General features: G+C 36.9%; 17 protein-coding genes. 10 read left to right on the forward strand and 7 right to left on the reverse strand.

The window, feature by feature from the left end; genetic code table 11:
• Positions 1-35 precede the first annotated feature (35 nt).
• Positions 36-353: a glucose starvation-inducible protein B gene (locus tag DVJ99_RS02585; RefSeq protein ID WP_114603029.1), complete on the reverse strand. Its 318-nt coding sequence runs from the start codon at positions 351-353 to the stop codon at positions 36-38.
• 263 nt (positions 354-616) lie between these two features.
• On the opposite strand from DVJ99_RS02585, the gene dinB reads away from it, so the two are divergent.
• Positions 617-1,687, forward strand: coding sequence for a DNA polymerase IV (gene dinB / locus DVJ99_RS02590; RefSeq protein ID WP_114603030.1), 1,071 nt, complete (start codon positions 617-619; stop codon positions 1,685-1,687).
• A gap of 63 nt (positions 1,688-1,750) precedes the next feature.
• Here the strand turns inward: dinB and DVJ99_RS02595 are convergent, their stop codons facing one another.
• Positions 1,751-2,308: a 3'-5' exonuclease gene (locus DVJ99_RS02595; protein WP_114603031.1), complete on the reverse strand. Its 558-nt coding sequence runs from the start codon at positions 2,306-2,308 to the stop codon at positions 1,751-1,753.
• Positions 2,309-2,470: 162 nt separating this feature from the next.
• On the opposite strand from DVJ99_RS02595, the gene murT reads away from it, so the two are divergent.
• Positions 2,471-3,787 (forward strand): lipid II isoglutaminyl synthase subunit MurT, encoded by a 1,317-nt coding sequence (murT, locus tag DVJ99_RS02600; protein WP_114603032.1) that lies wholly within the window; start codon positions 2,471-2,473, stop codon positions 3,785-3,787.
• On the forward strand, positions 3,784-4,506 hold the full coding sequence (gene gatD / locus DVJ99_RS02605; protein WP_105994262.1) for a lipid II isoglutaminyl synthase subunit GatD: 723 nt from the start codon (positions 3,784-3,786) through the stop codon (positions 4,504-4,506). Before murT ends, gatD begins: the two co-directional genes overlap by 4 nt.
• A 43-nt stretch (positions 4,507-4,549) precedes the next feature.
• Here gatD and DVJ99_RS02610 read toward each other — a convergent pair whose 3' ends face one another.
• Positions 4,550-5,536: an FUSC family protein gene (locus DVJ99_RS02610; RefSeq protein ID WP_114603033.1), complete on the reverse strand. Its 987-nt coding sequence runs from the start codon at positions 5,534-5,536 to the stop codon at positions 4,550-4,552.
• Positions 5,537-5,756: 220 nt separating this feature from the next.
• Between DVJ99_RS02610 and map the strand changes: the two genes are divergently transcribed.
• The 5 genes from map (at position 5,757) to vraR (ending at position 9,419) form a co-directional block, all read left to right on the forward strand.
• Complete coding sequence (map, locus tag DVJ99_RS02615; RefSeq protein ID WP_114603034.1) at positions 5,757-6,521, forward strand: type I methionyl aminopeptidase; 765 nt, start codon at positions 5,757-5,759, stop codon at positions 6,519-6,521.
• Between the two features lie 126 nt (positions 6,522-6,647).
• Complete coding sequence (locus DVJ99_RS02620) at positions 6,648-7,043, forward strand: hypothetical protein (RefSeq protein ID WP_114603035.1); 396 nt, start codon at positions 6,648-6,650, stop codon at positions 7,041-7,043.
• A gap of 15 nt (positions 7,044-7,058) precedes the next feature.
• Entirely contained in the window at positions 7,059-7,760 is a 702-nt protein-coding gene (gene vraT, locus DVJ99_RS02625) for a cell wall-active antibiotics response protein VraT (protein ID WP_114603036.1), read from the forward strand.
• Complete coding sequence (gene vraS, locus DVJ99_RS02630; RefSeq protein WP_114603037.1) at positions 7,757-8,800, forward strand: sensor histidine kinase VraS; 1,044 nt, start codon at positions 7,757-7,759, stop codon at positions 8,798-8,800. The genes vraT and vraS overlap by 4 nt, the downstream gene beginning before the upstream one ends.
• Complete coding sequence (gene vraR / locus DVJ99_RS02635) at positions 8,790-9,419, forward strand: response regulator transcription factor VraR (protein ID WP_105994268.1); 630 nt, start codon at positions 8,790-8,792, stop codon at positions 9,417-9,419. The genes vraS and vraR overlap by 11 nt, the downstream gene beginning before the upstream one ends.
• 84 nt (positions 9,420-9,503) lie before the next feature.
• Here the strand turns inward: vraR and DVJ99_RS02640 are convergent, their stop codons facing one another.
• The 4 genes from DVJ99_RS02640 to DVJ99_RS02655 all read right to left on the reverse strand — a co-directional run bounded on the left by DVJ99_RS02640 (position 9,504) and on the right by DVJ99_RS02655 (position 12,250).
• Positions 9,504-10,082 carry a beta-class carbonic anhydrase gene (locus DVJ99_RS02640; protein ID WP_114603038.1) on the reverse strand — a complete coding sequence of 193 codons (579 nt, stop codon included), beginning with the start codon at positions 10,080-10,082 and terminating at the stop codon, positions 9,504-9,506.
• Between the two features lie 205 nt (positions 10,083-10,287).
• Entirely contained in the window at positions 10,288-11,367 is a 1,080-nt protein-coding gene (locus DVJ99_RS02645) for a YihY/virulence factor BrkB family protein (RefSeq protein ID WP_114603039.1), read from the reverse strand.
• Positions 11,368-11,487: 120 nt separating this feature from the next.
• Positions 11,488-11,778 (reverse strand): YtxH domain-containing protein, encoded by a 291-nt coding sequence (locus tag DVJ99_RS02650; RefSeq protein WP_114603040.1) that lies wholly within the window; start codon positions 11,776-11,778, stop codon positions 11,488-11,490.
• 7 nt (positions 11,779-11,785) lie between these two features.
• Complete coding sequence (locus DVJ99_RS02655; protein ID WP_105994272.1) at positions 11,786-12,250, reverse strand: low molecular weight protein-tyrosine-phosphatase; 465 nt, start codon at positions 12,248-12,250, stop codon at positions 11,786-11,788.
• A 234-nt stretch (positions 12,251-12,484) separates the two neighbouring features.
• On the opposite strand from DVJ99_RS02655, the gene DVJ99_RS02660 reads away from it, so the two are divergent.
• A complete protein-coding gene (locus tag DVJ99_RS02660) occupies positions 12,485-12,691 on the forward strand; it encodes a DUF1128 family protein (RefSeq protein WP_105994273.1) in 207 nt (68 codons plus the stop codon).
• Positions 12,692-12,727: 36 nt separating this feature from the next.
• On the forward strand, positions 12,728-13,966 hold the full coding sequence (locus tag DVJ99_RS02665) for an aminopeptidase (RefSeq protein WP_114603041.1): 1,239 nt from the start codon (positions 12,728-12,730) through the stop codon (positions 13,964-13,966).
• The last annotated feature ends 45 nt before the right edge of the window (positions 13,967-14,011 follow it).

The following is a 14,011-nucleotide window of genomic DNA, read 5'->3' on the forward strand; positions in this document are numbered from 1 at the left end:
TTTATTGTGCAGTGCTATTGGTTAAAAGACTGAGATTAGTTATCTTGAGATGAATTAGAACTTTCTCCGCCTTTTTTACCGATTTCTTGGAAATGTTCAGAGCTGTACTCTTCAGAAGTAGCTTCTCCGCCTTTGCGTCCAGCTTCTTCGTGACTCATTTTCTGATTAGAGTTAGATGTATTGTTTGAGTTAGATGAATTACTATTATTAGATTGAGAAGTCGTGTTGTTAGAACTTTCTCCGCCTTTTTTACCGATTTCTTGGAAATGTTTTGAGCTGTATTCTTCAGAAGTAGTTTCTCCGCCTTTGCGTCCAGCTTCTTCGTGGCTCATTTTGTTTTCATTATTAGTCATAAAGCATTCTCCTTTATTTTAAGATTTAGGACTTTAAGTAAAGTGTTAACATTCAAGTCTATTTTGTTATTCCTTATTAAGAGGGTAATAAACTGGTTTAACTCCATTATTTACAAAGTTAAAAAGAAATTATAAATAATTAATGTGTAGATAAAATGAATAAGGTGTTTCGGAAAGATTGTGTTATAAGCATTTAAAATTCATGATTGGCTAATGTCATATATAATGTAGAGTGAGAGAAGATAAAAAGGGAGGTGAATGAGATGAGTGAGCGACGGATTATCCATATAGATATGGACTATTTTTATGCCCAAGTAGAGATGCGGGATAATCCTAAACTAAAAGGAAAGCCTGTGATTGTCGGCGGTAAAGCCAGCGGACGCGGGGTTGTATCCACTGCATCTTATGAAGCACGAAAGTATGGTGTTCATTCAGCAATGCCGATGGCACAAGCGCATAAATTATGTCCGGACGGTTATTATATTCAACCACGCTTTGAAGCTTATAGAGAGACATCTAAAATCATTATGGATATCTTTAAAAGCTATACAGAAGTGGTAGAACCGATGTCGCTTGATGAAGCCTATTTGGATATCACTCATCTCGTGCGGCCTGATCTGCCTGCTTCGGTCATTGCACAATATATACGCAATGATATTTGGGAGAAAACCGGACTAACCGCTTCTGCAGGCATTTCTTACAATAAATTCCTAGCCAAACTCGCAAGCGGTATGAATAAACCGAACGGCATGATGATTATCAACTATCAAAATGTACATGCTTTATTGATGGAATTAGATATCGGCGGGTTTCCTGGTGTAGGCAAAGCAACCAAAGAAGTCATGCATGAACACGGCATCTATACCGGTCAGGATTTATACGATACAGATGAACGTGAATTAATCCGTGTCTTCGGTAAACGCGGTCATTCGTTATATGAGAAAGCACGCGGCAGAGGATCAAATGTGGTGAAATCACATCGCATACGAAAATCTGTAGGCACAGAAAGGACATTCTCTACTGATGTTAATGATGACGATGAAATTTTATTAAAAGTAAGAGAATTAAGCGAGAAAACAGCCGAGCGTTTAAGCAAGATACAAAAATCCGGCAAGACAGTCACCGTTAAAATCAAAACACATAAATTTGAAACACTATCGCGTCAACGCAGTTTAAGAGATCCTGTACGTAATGAAGTAGATATTTATAACACAGCCTATGCACTTTACAATGAATTGAAAGATCCGGATGTGCCGATTCGCTTAATTGGTGTGACAGTAGGGAACTTAGAAAAAACGGAATATCAAAATATGTCGATTTATGATTTTATTTAGGAGAAATTTAAGAAGAAAGATGGAATTAAGCCGATTGAATAATGGTTAAGAATGTTCAATCGGTTAACCTTTATCTGATAAATTTTTGCCGTAAATAGCGAGCATATCAGACAAGCTGTCATAATGTTTAAGCAGTCTGAAAGTAATCATCGCACAGGCTTTCGCATCATTTAAGGCATCATGATGGCCATGGAAATCTAAATGGTAATAATCCATCATATATTTTAAACCATAGCGGTTATTATTGATGGTTCTGCGTGCAAGCTGAAGTGAACAAAAGTAGGTCATTTCAGGTGTCTTCAAACCTAAAGCTTGAATACTCGCATGCATGACTGTCATATCAAATGCGGCATTATGCGCGACAACTGGCAAACCATCTATGAACTGCATCATATAGGGCAGTACAAAGTTGAAATCCGGTGATGTTTTCACATCATCAGGCTGAATGCCATGGACATTGATATTTTGTTGAGAAAAATAGTCATGAGGATTGACTAAAGTATAGAAGGTTTCGATGATTTCATTAATCACGACTTTGACCATCCCGACAGAGCAGATACTTGTACGCTTGCCGTTTGCGGTTTCAAAGTCTAAAGCAACAAATGCATTTTCTTGTTTCAAACAGATCGACCTTTCATATATAAGATTTTTAAGTAGTAAAATCTTACTGGAAAGCATAATAGGAGTCAAGCAATTGATTTTGATGTTTGACGTAGATTATTTTTATTTAAAGACTTTGTCATGTTATAATTATTCAGGTTAAAACTTAGAGGAGTGAAGCGAATGAGACAATGGACGGCGATTAACTTAGCAAAGTTAGCGCGTAAAGCCAGCAGAGCAGTCGGCAAACGCGGAACAGATTTGCCGGGTCAAGTTGCAAGAAGAATTGATAAAGATATATTACGAAATTTAGCAGAAAAAGTAGATGACGTTGTGTTTATCAGCGGTACGAACGGTAAAACAACAACATCGAATTTAATCGGACATACATTAAAAGCTAACAATATAGATATTATTCATAATAATGAAGGTGCGAATATGGCTGCAGGGATTACTTCAGCATTTATCGTACAAAGCAATCCAAATACCAAAATCGCAGTCATTGAAATAGATGAAGGCTCTATTCCTAGAGTATTAAAAGAAATGACACCGACAATGATGGTGTTTACCAACTTCTTCCGCGACCAAATGGATCGCTTCGGAGAAATTGATATTATGGTTGACAACATTGCGAAAGCCATCAGCAACAAAGGTATTAAATTACTGTTGAATGCGGATGATCCGTTTGTCAGCCGTTTGAAGATCGCAAGTGCATCGAACATCTATTACGGTATGAAAGCACATGCGCATGAATTCGAACAAAGTACAATGAATGAAAGCAAATACTGTCCAAACTGCGGCCGTTTATTAGTATATGATTATATACATTACAATCAAATCGGACATTATCATTGTAAATGCGGCTTTAAACGTGAACAGCCGAAATATGAAGTCGACAAATTTACAGTGTCGCCGTTTATCCATTTAACAATCGGCGATACAACTTTCGATATGAAAATTGCAGGGGACTTTAATGCGTATAATGCGATTGCGGCATACAGTGTGCTGCGTGAACTTGGTTTAAATGATGCGTCTATCAAAAAAGGATTCGAAACGTATACTTCAGATAACGGACGTATGCAGTACTTTAAATCAGGATCTAAAGAAGCAATGATCAACTTAGCGAAGAACCCTGCAGGTATGAATGCCAGTCTTTCTATGGGAGAACAATTAGAAGGCAGAAAAGTCTATGTTATCAGCTTAAACGACCATGCGGCTGATGGGCGCGATATCTCATGGATTTATGATGCGGACTTCGAAAAGTTAAGCAATCAAGATATCGAAGCGATTATTGTGACAGGCAATCGTGCAGAAGAATTACAGCTGCGTTTGAAATTAGCAGAAGTAGATGTTCCTGTAACTGTTGAACGCGACATTTACAAAGCTACAGCGAAAACGATGGATTACACAAGTAAGACTGTCGCAATTCCGAACTATACGTCTCTAGCGCCTATGCTGGAACAATTAAATCGTTCGTTTGAAATGAGGGAACAAAGATGAATGAATTAACGTTATATCATTTTATGACAGATAAATTGAATTTATATAGCGATATCGGCAATATCATCGCACTCAAGCAGCGTGCAAAATGGCGCAATATTAAATTGAATGTTGTGGAAGTCAATGAAACAGAAGGTGTTACCTTAGATGGTTGCGATATCTTCTTTATCGGCGGCGGCAGCGACCGTGAACAAGCACTAGCTACGAAAGAATTAAGTAAAATCAAAGGACAGCTGAAAGATGCGATTGAAGGCGGCATGCCTGGTTTGACTATTTGCGGCGGTTATCAATTCTTAGGTACTAAATATATCACTCCAGACGGTACAGAATTAGAAGGCTTAGGCATTTTAGATTTCTATACACAGTCTAAAAAAGAACGTTTGACAGGCGATATCGTTATTGAAAGCGAAACATTCGGTACAATTGTCGGTTTTGAGAATCATGGCGGCAGAACGTATCATAACTTCGATACATTCGGCAAAGTCAAACATGGTTACGGCAATAATGAAGAAGATAAACGAGAAGGTATTCATTATAAAAACTTATTAGGAACATATCTGCATGGACCGATTTTACCGAAGAATCATGAACTGACAGATTATTTATTAGAAAAAGCATGCGAAAGAAAAGGTATTCCATTTGAACCGCGTCAATTGGATAATACTGAAGAAGAAGCGGCGAAACAAGCCATTGTCGATCGTTTTGAAAAACAACATTAATCAAAAAAAGGTCACCTTTCAAAGTTTGGAAGGTGACCTTTCTTTACGCATAACGCTCATCTAGAATACGATATGTCATTAATATTTCGTATATGATATGGCTTTTGACTTGCTGCTTTTCAAATTCATCTAAACGAATAATACTTTGTTTTAATGTTTCGGCACAATTATCTTCACGTTCGAAGCCGCCGGTTTCAATAATCTCATCAATACTTTCTGCTATTTTTAATATGGCTTGTGTTTCTTTTTCTGTAAAGGTAAACGCTGTTTTCTTAGGCAGATAAACAATGTTAGATAAATGCGTAATAAAGAGACGGTCAGTATGCGCACGGTTGGATAAGCCTTTTAATTTCACCCAATCTTCTTGGTCTTTGTGGTATTCTAGCTCATCTTTTTGATAACGAATCAATGTATCTACACGTAAAATCGCTGAAAGCAGTTTTTCTAATTTTTGGTTGGTTTTAGTAGAATTGAATTTTTTGTTCACTAATTCTTTAAGACGCAAACTGTATAAGTGATACATATCTGTTTCGACTTTTTGTGCAGATTGTGCGACTTGGTCGTAATAACGCGGCGGCAAGATAACTAAGTTTACCAGACCTGCAGTGACCAAACCGATTACCGCTGTTAATAGACGTGAAAAGAAATTAAAGAGGTAATGATCGCCGATACCTGGAATCATTGCCATCGCAGTTAAAGTTGCGACTGTAATACCGTCATGCAATTTCAATTTTGCACAAATAAAGATGGTACAAGTTGCACTCATCGCATAAGCAAGTGCAGATTGATCACTGAAGATATACGTAAACAATACAGCCAGCAATGCACCGATAACGGTAGCAGGCAGTCGTTTATAGCCTTTTTTAAGTGAAGCTTTGGCAGTGGGTTCAATCGTAACGATTGCTGTGAGTGTGGCGTAGATTGGATTTAAGTTTAAAGCCATACAGAAGAAGGCGGTTAAAAAAGTGGCAAGCCCTGTTTTAATCGTCCGAGCTCCGATAATTTTGTGATACCATTTGTCCTTTGTCATTTCTTATTCCCTCGCTTGATGTTCGCAACTCAGTTGAAACATACATCCATTCAACAGGCAGACATTCTTGTACCTGTGTTGTACAAATTTAGTATAACAAACATTTTTTGATATAATAAGGAAGAATGAGTATCAATTATGATAAATTCGTATCATAGTGAACTTTATAAAGCGCGTGTACGCTTAACTAATAATTTATGTATAAGGAAAGGGATCTCACATGATTGTAAAAACAGAAGAAGAACTACAAGGATTAAAAGAAATAGGCTACATCTGTGCATTAGTCAGAGATACAATGCAAGCCGCAACTAAACCAGGTGTCACTACAAAAGAATTAGATGACATCGCAAAAGATTTATTTGAAGAACACGGTGCTTTATCAGCACCTATCCATGATGAAAACTTCCCAGGCCAAACATGTATCAGTGTCAACGAAGAAGTAGCACATGGTATTCCAGGCAAACGCAAAATCCGTGAAGGAGACTTAGTGAATATCGATGTCTCTGCATTGAAAAACGGTTTATATGCGGATACTGGTATTTCATTTGTAGTTGGGGAATCAAGCGATCCGATGAAACAAAAAGTATGCGAAGTGGCTGAAGAAGCATTTGATAATGCGATGAAAAAAGTAAAACCAGGCAGCAAGTTAAGCCAAATCGGCAAAGCAGTTCATGCGACTGCACGCAAAAATGATTTGAAAGTCATCCGCAACTTAACAGGCCATGGTGTCGGCAGTTCACTACATGAAGCACCGAACTATGTCTTGAACTACTTTGACCCTAAAGAGAAAACATTGCTTAAAGAAGGTTTAGTCTTAGCCGTTGAACCATTCATTTCTTCAAACGCAACATTTGTGACAGAAGGTAAAAATGATTGGGCATTTGAAACAAGCGATAAAAGTTATGTGGCACAAATCGAACACACAGTGATTGTGACAAAAGACGGCCCATTGCTTACTACTAAAATCGACAAAACTGAAGCATAGTCTGCAGATAGAGATGCATTTGATGCATGTTTAGGACTAAAGTATGAAAGTAAAATGGTTCCAGAGCCTATTAAGAGGCTGCTGGAATTATTTTATAATGGAATCAATAATAAATGAGGTGGTTCCATGAATATATTGAGTCTTTACTTAGAAAATTTCTATCACAGTACAATCAGAAACAGTATTGTCAATTGCCAAGAGCATTTGAATCGAAAATTGCACTCAACACAGCAATATATAGCATACTTAAATCGTAAAAGAAAAAATATTGTTGAATATATCGAAAAACTGACAATGGAAGTTGAAAATAAATATATCGATTTAATGGATCAGTATCAGATTTCAAACATCCAACGCATGGAAAATATTGATAATGCTGAATTATCAGCGTTGATGGAAGATTTGAATGAAGCGGAATCTGACTGTGCAAAAATTGAAGCGGACTTATCACGTCAAAACAAAACACGAATTACATTAGAAAGAGAATGTGATATGATTGCACAAATGAGTTTAGTTGCATAGAAAAGGTGGCGAAACATGACAAATAAATATATTTCAACAGAGATGTTGATTATCTTTACCGCATTAATGATTATTGCCAATTTTTATTATATCTTTTTTGAAAAAATAGGCTTCCTGCTCGTTCTGTTATTAGGGACGATATTAATCTATGTCGGCTATCTGTACTTCCATAAAATCAGAGGGCTGTTAGCCTTTTGGATAGGGGTACTGATGGTCGCATTTACGCTGCTTTCAAACAAATATACGATTATTATTTTGTTTATTTTCTTAGTATTCATCATTATTCGCTATATCGTATTCAAGTTTAAGCCGATGAAGATTATCGCAACAGACGAAGATGTGACGTCTCCGCAATTTATCAAACAGAAGTGGTTCGGCAACCAAAGAACACCTGTTTATGTGTATAAGTGGGAAGACTTGCAGATTCAGCATGGTATCGGCGATGTGCATATTGATTTAACGAAAGCCGCAAATATCAAAGAAAATAATACGATTGTGATTCGACATTTCATCGGAAGAATCCAAATTATTGTACCGATGAATTATAATATCAATCTGCATGCAGCTGCCTTTTACGGGAATGCAACGGTGAATCAAGAAACAGTGAAAATTGAAAACAATCATATCCAGCTGAAAGAAGAGACTAAAGAAGAAAACTATAATATTAATATTTATACTTCTACCTTTATCGGAGATGTTGAGGTGGTTTATAGATGAACCACTATATCAGAGCAATCGGCTCGATGCTGATACTGATTTACAGTATTTTAGCGATATTCTTTTTTATCGATAAAGTATTTGTTAATATTATTTACTTTCAAGGCATGTTTTATACGCAGATCTTCGGCATACCGGTGTTCTTATTCTTAAATATCTTAGTGATATTAATGAGTATTATCGTAGGGTCTGTACTTGCGTATAAAGTGAATGAACAAAATGATTGGATCAAAGAACAAATCGAGCATTCGATTGAAGGGGAAGTCGTAGGAATCAACGATCAAAATATCGAGTTGTACCAAGAAACACTGGATATTTATCACACGCTTGTACCCTTGAATCAAGAATTGCATCGTTTACGTATTAAAACTCAAGATTTAACAAATGAAACGTATAATCTTAATGATGTAAAGGTAAAGAAAATTATTGAAGATGAAAGACAACGCCTCGCCAGGGAGCTGCACGACTCTGTCAGCCAGCAATTGTTTGCGGCGAGTATGATGTTGTCCGCAATTAAGGAATCACCCCTAGAACCGCCTTTAGACCAGCAAATCCCAACACTTGAAAAGATGGTCCAAGACTCGCAATTAGAAATGCGTGCTTTATTATTGCATCTGAGACCGTTAGGATTAAAAGATCGTTCGCTCGGCGAAGGTATCAAAGATCTTGTTGTAGACTTGCAGAAAAAAGTGCCTATGAAAGTGGTCTATGACATCGAAGACTTTGAAGTTCCAAAAGGAATTGAAGATCATTTATTTCGAATTACACAAGAAGGTATCTCTAATACCTTGCGTCATGCTGAAGGTACTAAGCTGACAATTGATTTATTTAATAAAGATGATTATCTGTTATTGCGTATTCAAGATGATGGCAAAGGCTTTGACGTAGATGAAAAAATGGAAAAAAGCTACGGCTTAAAGAATATGCGAGAACGTGCGTTAGAAATCGGGGCAACACTGCATATTGTTTCATTGCCTGGTGCAGGGACAAGAATAGAAGTGAAGGCTCCATTGAATAAGGAGGAAAATGATGGCGATTAAAGTATTATTTGTCGATGACCATGAAATGGTCAGAATCGGCATTTCAAGTTATTTATCTACGCAACCTGATATTGAGGTCGTCGGTGAAGGCAAATCCGGCAAAGAAGCAATTGAAAAGGCGCATGAATTAAAGCCTGATTTGATTTTAATGGATTTATTAATGGATGATATGGACGGCGTAGAAGCAACAATGCAAATCAAGAAAGACTTGCCGCAAATCAAAGTACTGATGCTGACAAGTTATATTGAAGATAACGAAGTCTACCGTGCATTGGATGCAGGGGTGGACAGTTATATTTTAAAAACAACAAGTGCCAGCGACATTGCAGAAGCAATCAGAAAAACACAGCGCAATGAAGCTGTCTTTGAAGCTGAAGTACTGGTTAAAATGCGTAATCGTATGAATCAGCGTGCAGAATTATATGAACTGTTAACAGATAGAGAAATGGAAATTTTATTACTTATCGCTAAAGGTTATTCAAACCAAGAAATCGCAAGTGCCTCCCATATTACAATTAAAACGGTTAAGACACATGTAAGTAATATTTTAAGCAAGCTGGAAGTGCAAGACAGAACACAAGCTGTGATCTATGCTTTCCAACATGACTTAATTCAATAAACGAAAAGACAAGATTGAAAACTTCTGATTTCAATCTTGTCTTTTCTTTAGTTCAAGCCGCTTTGATAGATGTGCTCGGACTGATTATTTATTTTGTTCTGCTAATTCATAACCGTCTTGAATTAAATCTAATTCACCCGTATGCGGATCGATAACTAAGCCGTGAATCGGCACGCTCTTATCAAATAGAGGGTGATGATATAACATGTCGATGTTATGGCGTACGTTATCTTTAGCATCATCAAATCCTTCTAAGAAGCCGTCTACGTCGACACCTGAGTGTTTAATAATATCAAATGTTTCTTCAGTTACACCGCGTTCTTTCATCGCATCTTTAACTGTGCTGACATCTAAACTGCCCATACCGCAGTCTTTGTGTGCCATGATAATGATTTCTTCGGCACCTAAAGCGTAAATACCGACTAATAAACTTTTAATTGTTGAACCATAGGGATGAGTAATAATTGCACCTGCGTTTTTAACTACTTTCAAGTCCCCGTTATTAAAGCCGAGTGCTTTTGTACCTAAGTCTTGCAGACGTGTATCCATACATGTAAATAGAACTGCTTTTTTATTCGGCTTTTTGCTTGTTGAATAATTCTCGAATTCTTTGTTTTCCACAAAGTCTTTATTATAAGATAAAATACTTTCTAATAATGTCATTCGTTCCACACTTCCTGTTTCATTAAATTTGTACTTTTAGTTATATCAAGATGTGTTATAAGCATGGGGACATCTGCTATCAGATATCTGCCCAAAGACTCATTACCCAACATTATACAATAAAAAACCTAATTTTATCAAAAATCTAAGAAAAAAGAGCAAAATCACTTTGAATTATTACAAAATGATTTTGCTCTGAAATTAACTATTCTCTTTCAGCATGAGGGTTTTGAGCTTCAGAAAGTTCGAACTCTCTTTCCTCAAGTGAATCTTGATTTTTTAATGTTCTGCGCTGATTGATAATCGCGTTGATTTCAGCACCGACGATAATGATAAAGCCTGTGATGAACAGCCATAACATTAAGACGATGATACCACCGATACTGCCGTATGTTTTTGAATAGTTCGCAAAGTTGCTGACATAGAAACCAAATCCTGCTGTACCTAAAATCCAAACTACTGAAGCAAATAATGCACCGGGCAGTACAGATTTGAATTTGATTTTGATGTTTGGCGCAAGTGCGTACAATGTCGCAAACAGTACGAAAATAATAATAAACGGCAATAAGAATCTTAAGATACTGAATATCCATTTAACTTGGCTGTCTAAGCCTAACGGTCCGAATAATAAGTGGCCGATTTGCTGACCGAATACCGGTAAGATTAAGGCGATAATGAATACTGCGCCCATAATGACAGTAAATAGAACACTGATTAATTTTAAAACGATAGGATTTCTGCCGTCTTCAACATCATAGGCAACGTTGAAAGCATTCATAAGTGCAGTCATACCGTTTGAAGCGGACCATAGTGCTAAAATCAAACCGACAGATAAAATACTGCCGCTGGCATTTTTCATAATATCTTCAATGATGCCTGATAATAAATCTGCTGTAGAAGCAGGGGCATTTTGAGTAATCATATTGACGATTTTATTGCGATCGATCTGAAAGAGCGGTAAAAGTGATAATAAGAATAATAGCATTGGGAAGAGCGACAACATGAAATAATAGGATAGTTGCGCTGCTAATCCCGCAGCATCATCTTTACCGATACGATAGATTAAAAATGATAAAAAGTTCGAATCTTTCGTATATTTAGCTGGTTTATTGTTTCTAGCCACAAAGAAAGTCTGATTAGATTTCTTTGGTGATTTTGATTGGAATTCTTGCGGTGCTACATAGTAATTATCACCTTCGTGAGTGATACCAGCAGACTTTTCTTTGACTTTATGAAAAAGACTCTCGCTTTTTTCATGTTTGTCGTGGTCTGTTGATTTAGACATAATGTGTACTCCTTTATTACTTGATTAAATTGTATTTGAATTGAAAAAAGGGGGATAACACTAAGCGAACAAAGCCACTCAGCTTATCCCTGTGTAATCAATTCCTGACAACTTAAACAATTAGTTTAAGTGTTTGTCGTTTTGTTTACGTTGCTGCAACGTATTTTTAGCATCTTTTAGTGCGCGTTCTAATTCTGGGTTATTACGGCGGATTTCTTCAATCGCGTCTTTCCAGTACATGATTTCTTCTTTAATTAAGTTGAATTTTGAAGGTCCTCTGTTTGAAGATTTGCCTTCTTTCAAGTTTTTAAAGCTGTTTTGTAATGAAGTACGCGTATTTTTGTCAGCAAGTGTGATAGCTCCGCCGACTAATGCGCCTAATAAGATACCTGGTACTAATTTGTTATTCATAATTCATCTACCCCTCTTTTAGATTTGAGTCTTTAAGAATGTAATCAATTAAATTATCACAAGATGATTGTATCATATCGAAGACACCCTCAAAGTTATTTGTATAGTAAGGATCAGGTACATCTTGTTCTTCCATGTCGCTGAACTCAAGCAACTTGAACAATTTGCCTTTTAAATTCGGATTGATGTGTTGGATATTCTCCACGTTGCTTTGATCCATCGCAATAATGTAATCAAAGTCATCAGTGGGTTCAAACAACTCGCTGATCATTCCGTCAAAAGGAATATTGTGTTCAGTTAAGATACGTTGTGTACCTTCATGCGGCGATTGTCCTAAGTTCCAACTGCCTGTTCCGCGGGATTCGACTTCGATACCATCGATGCCGCGATCTTTAAGGCGTTGTTTCATAATCGCTTCAGCCATTGGAGAACGGCAAATGTTGCCTAAACAAACAAATGCTACTGTAGTCATATTCTACCTCCATTTTGTTTCTCAGTTGGATAAATAAAGCGTATCATTAAAACAGATACAAGATGAACCTAACGTTCCATAGATAATATTTACCCGAACTCAGATGAAATAACCTACATATCATTATCTTATCGGTTTTTGTTCAACTTCTAAAGTCTTAAATAACATAACTTGATAAAAGTTTTCATGAATTGTACAGTTTGATAATATAAACGTATAAAGAGGTGAGTAAAAATGGCATCAAATAATAAAGACAAGATTGTTGAAATCAGAGAAAAGTTGAATGTGGTTAACGTTAACCTGATAGATCCTGATAAATTTGAAGATGCAGATGAAGACAAAATTGAAGAGATTCACAGCTTTGTAACTTCAAAAGATAATTTTTCACCGAGCGAAGTTACAGCCATCGCATCTGAACTAGGCGAATTACGACAATCATAAGATTAAACAACAGTCAGAATAAGGAGGAACTTTGTTATGTCGCAACTACAAGAAAAATTAAAACAATATGCACAATTGATAGTGGATGTTGGAATGAATGTTCAAGAAGGGCAACCTGTGTTTATCCGTTCATCAGTGGATGCATTGGATTTAACACATGATATTGTAGAGGCTGCTTATCAGCGCGGCGCATCTGATGTGCGTGTGAAATATGCGGATGATACACTATCACGTCTTAAATTCGAATACGAACCTGTTGAATACTTTGAACAAAATGCATTAAAAGATTACGACGTTGCTGAACGTATGGATTATGTTGAAAGAGGGGCTGCGAACTTAGCCTTAATCAGCAGTGATCCGGATTTATTAAGCAATGCGGATAGTGATAAAAAAGCAGCCTTCAGCAAAACGTATTCTAAAGGTTTCAAAGGTTACATGGAAGCGAGTCAGAATAATGATTTCCCTTGGTGTGTTGTCGTTTATCCGAATAAAGCATGGGCACAACGAGTTTATCCGGAATTAAGCGAAAATGAAGCGTATGAAAAATTCATTGATGAATTATTAGATATCGTACGTGTAGACGGCAATGATCCGGTTGAAAACTGGAATAAACATGTCGACAACTTAAGCAAACATGCGAAATATCTGCAAGACAAACATTATTCAGCATTGCATTATATTTCTGAAGGTACAGACTTAACAATCGGCTTGCCGAATAATCATTTATGGCAAGATGCGACAAGCTTTACGAATAAAGGCCAAGAATTTATCGCAAACATCCCGACAGAAGAAGTCTTTACAGCACCAGACCGCAACCGTGTCGACGGTCATGTCACTAACAAACTTCCGCTTAGCCATAATGGTACTTTGATTGACGGCTTTACACTTACATTTAAAGAAGGAAAAGTTGTTGATTTCAAAGCAGAAAAAGGGGAAGATGTATTACGCAGCTTGCTTGAAACAGACGAAGGTTCTAAATATTTAGGCGAAGTTGCACTTGTACCGGATGATTCGCCGATTTCAAATCGCAACCGTGTCTTCTACAATACATTGTTAGATGAAAATGCATCCTGCCACATTGCACTCGGTGCAGGTTATCCGTTTACGATTATCGACGGTACAACAATGACACGTGAACAATTGGCAGAAGAAGGTTTGAACGATGCATTTATTCATGTTGACTTCATGATCGGCAGTGCAGATTTAACTATTTACGGTATTACACAAGACGGTGAAGAAGAAATCGTCTTTAAAGATGGCAACTGGGCTTATTAAGCAAAAACAAAAATATATAAAGAAAAAGGAGATCAATTGTGGAAC

This window comes from Staphylococcus sp. EZ-P03, from assembly GCF_003344575.1.
In the GTDB taxonomy this organism is placed as follows: Bacteria; Bacillota; Bacilli; order Staphylococcales; family Staphylococcaceae; genus Staphylococcus; species Staphylococcus simulans_B.

Excerpts from the sequence above, each read along its gene's own strand:
- vraR (WP_105994268.1), top strand. The coding sequence starts at position 8,790 with ATGGCGATTAAAGTATTATTTGTCGATGACCATGAAATGGTCAGAATC.
- DVJ99_RS02610 (WP_114603033.1), bottom strand. The coding sequence starts at position 5,536 with ATGACAAAGGACAAATGGTATCACAAAATTATCGGAGCTCGGACGATT.
- gatD (WP_105994262.1), top strand. The coding sequence starts at position 3,784 with ATGAATGAATTAACGTTATATCATTTTATGACAGATAAATTGAATTTA.
- DVJ99_RS02650 (WP_114603040.1), bottom strand. The coding sequence starts at position 11,778 with ATGAATAACAAATTAGTACCAGGTATCTTATTAGGCGCATTAGTCGGC.
- DVJ99_RS02665 (WP_114603041.1), top strand. The coding sequence starts at position 12,728 with ATGTCGCAACTACAAGAAAAATTAAAACAATATGCACAATTGATAGTG.
- murT (WP_114603032.1), top strand. The coding sequence starts at position 2,471 with ATGAGACAATGGACGGCGATTAACTTAGCAAAGTTAGCGCGTAAAGCC.
- map (WP_114603034.1), top strand. The coding sequence starts at position 5,757 with ATGATTGTAAAAACAGAAGAAGAACTACAAGGATTAAAAGAAATAGGC.
- dinB (WP_114603030.1), top strand. The coding sequence starts at position 617 with ATGAGTGAGCGACGGATTATCCATATAGATATGGACTATTTTTATGCC.
- DVJ99_RS02645 (WP_114603039.1), bottom strand. The coding sequence starts at position 11,367 with ATGTCTAAATCAACAGACCACGACAAACATGAAAAAAGCGAGAGTCTT.
- DVJ99_RS02585 (WP_114603029.1), bottom strand. The coding sequence starts at position 353 with ATGACTAATAATGAAAACAAAATGAGCCACGAAGAAGCTGGACGCAAA.
- DVJ99_RS02655 (WP_105994272.1), bottom strand. The coding sequence starts at position 12,250 with ATGACTACAGTAGCATTTGTTTGTTTAGGCAACATTTGCCGTTCTCCA.
- vraS (WP_114603037.1), top strand. The coding sequence starts at position 7,757 with ATGAACCACTATATCAGAGCAATCGGCTCGATGCTGATACTGATTTAC.
- DVJ99_RS02640 (WP_114603038.1), bottom strand. The coding sequence starts at position 10,082 with ATGACATTATTAGAAAGTATTTTATCTTATAATAAAGACTTTGTGGAA.
- DVJ99_RS02620 (WP_114603035.1), top strand. The coding sequence starts at position 6,648 with ATGAATATATTGAGTCTTTACTTAGAAAATTTCTATCACAGTACAATC.
- DVJ99_RS02660 (WP_105994273.1), top strand. The coding sequence starts at position 12,485 with ATGGCATCAAATAATAAAGACAAGATTGTTGAAATCAGAGAAAAGTTG.
- vraT (WP_114603036.1), top strand. The coding sequence starts at position 7,059 with ATGACAAATAAATATATTTCAACAGAGATGTTGATTATCTTTACCGCA.